Origin of the sequence: Rhodopseudomonas sp. BR0C11 (assembly GCF_010820945.1) — a bacterium.
Lineage (GTDB): Bacteria > Pseudomonadota > Alphaproteobacteria > Rhizobiales > Xanthobacteraceae > Rhodopseudomonas > Rhodopseudomonas palustris_H.
Genome location: NZ_QTKI01000640.1, coordinates 1 through 1,709, shown reverse-complemented (window position 1 = coordinate 1,709; position 1,709 = coordinate 1). Strand labels below are relative to the sequence as shown.

Below are 1,709 nucleotides of genomic sequence, written 5' to 3'. Positions count from 1 at the left end.
CGCCAGACACCAGGTGTCGGGTCTTGGCGTGGCTCGGATCGCCGAAGCTCAACGCATTCAGGCAGGCGATCGGCCGCGCCCCCATGGTGAAGACGTCGCGCAGGATGCCGCCGACGCCGGTGGTCGCGCCCTGATACGGCTCGATGTAGCTCGGATGGTTGTGGCTCTCCATTTTGAAGACCACCGCCTGGTTGTCGCCGATGTCGATCACGCCGGCGTTTTCACCCGGGCCCTGCAGCACCCACGGCGCCTTGGTGGGCAGCCCGCGCAAATGGATGCGCGACGACTTGTACGAGCAGTGCTCGTTCCACATCGCCGAGAAGATGCCGAGCTCGGTGAAGGTCGGCTCGCGCCCGATCAGATCGAGAATGCGCTGATATTCATCCGGCTTGAGGCCATGGCTGGCGATCAGTTCCGGGGTGATCTTCGGCTCGGGAGCGGACATAGGGCAGCATTCCTCGGCACGCCGGAGGGGCCGGCGCGGACCGCTGTTATGTAGAAAGAACGGCCCAAAGGGGAAAGGCTTTTCTGCGCGCCTGGGGATGGCGCTCGGTGCCGGCGATCGCCACGAACCCGTTGATCTGGCAAAGGATCTTGCCCGATCCGTCATGGCCGGGCTCGTCCCGGCCATCCACGGCCGCGGGGACCGTGCCCGAAAACGTCGATGCCCGGGTCAAGCCCGGGCATGACGTCGTTCTTGGATGGGGCGTCCGAGGAGGACGCCCGTGCTGCTCAGGCCGCGACCGCCGGCAGGCCGGCCAGCGCGGTGGCGAGGTCGGCTTCGTCGTAGTCCTGATCGACCAGCTTGCCTTCGAAGTAGTTGATGTAGGCCTGCATGTCGAAGTGGCCGTGGCCGGAGAGGTTGAACAGAATCGTTTCCGACTTGCCCTCCTCCTTGCAGCGCAGCGCCTCGTCGATCGCGCAGCGCACCGCGTGGGTCGATTCCGGCGCCGGCACGATGCCTTCGGTGCGAGCGAACTGCACGCCGGCTTCGAAGCAGCCGACCTGCTTGTAGGCGCGTGCTTCGATCAGGCCGAGTTCGTAGGCGTGCGACACCATCCATGAAGGTCGAGCCGAGCGTGTGCATCTTCACCAGCGGGGTGAGATGCGCGGTGTCGCCGAAGTCGTAAGCGTAAGTGCCGCGGGTCAGGGTCGGGCATGCCGCCGGTTCGACCGCGATGATGCGCCGCTTGCGGCCACCGCGGAGCTGCAGGCCGAGGAACGGGAAGGCAAGGCCGGCGAAGTTCGAACCGCCGCCGGCGCAGCCGATCACCACGTCCGGATCATCGCCCGCCATTTCGAACTGCTTGATCGCTTCTTCGCCGATGATGGTCTGGTGCAGCATCACGTGATTGAGCACCGAACCCAGCGCGTACTTGATGTCCGGGTTCTTGGCGGCGACTTCCACCGCTTCGGAGATCGCGATTCCGAGCGAGCCGGGGCTGTTCGGATTCTTCTCCAGGATGGCACGGCCGGAATCGGTCTCGTTGGACGGCGACGCGATGCAGCGGGCGCCGTAGGTTTCCATCAGCGCGCGGCGATACGGCTTCTGGTCGTACGACACGCGGACCTGAAAGACGAGCACGTCGAGCCCGAACAGCGAGCCGGCGAACGCCAGCGACGAGCCCCACTGCCCGGCGCCGGTCTCGGTCGACAGCTTCTTGATGCCGGCCTGCTTGTTGTACCACGCCTGCGGCACCGCGGTGTTC

2 protein-coding genes and 1 pseudogene are annotated in these 1,709 nt (G+C 65.9%); all 3 read right to left on the bottom strand.

What is annotated here, in order from left to right; genetic code table 11:
• Window positions 1-445 (bottom strand): AIR synthase related protein (locus DYI24_RS26120; protein ID WP_246701376.1); only part of this gene is annotated, 445 nt, incomplete at its 3' end.
• Window positions 446-732: 287 nt separating this feature from the next.
• Window positions 733-1,059 carry a PALP domain-containing protein gene (locus DYI24_RS28850; protein WP_246701377.1) on the bottom strand — a complete coding sequence of 109 codons (327 nt, stop codon included), beginning with the start codon at window positions 1,057-1,059 and terminating at the stop codon, window positions 733-735.
• Window positions 1,060-1,108: 49 nt separating this feature from the next.
• Window positions 1,109-1,699 (bottom strand): annotated as a pseudogene (locus DYI24_RS28845) (pyridoxal-phosphate dependent enzyme); the annotation flags it as partial.
• Between the last annotated feature and the right edge of the window lie 10 nt (window positions 1,700-1,709).

What these genes read in the sequence shown, in the direction of transcription:
- DYI24_RS28850 (WP_246701377.1), bottom strand. Translation starts at nt 1,059, where the DNA reads ATGGTGTCGCACGCCTACGAACTCGGCCTGATCGAAGCACGCGCCTAC.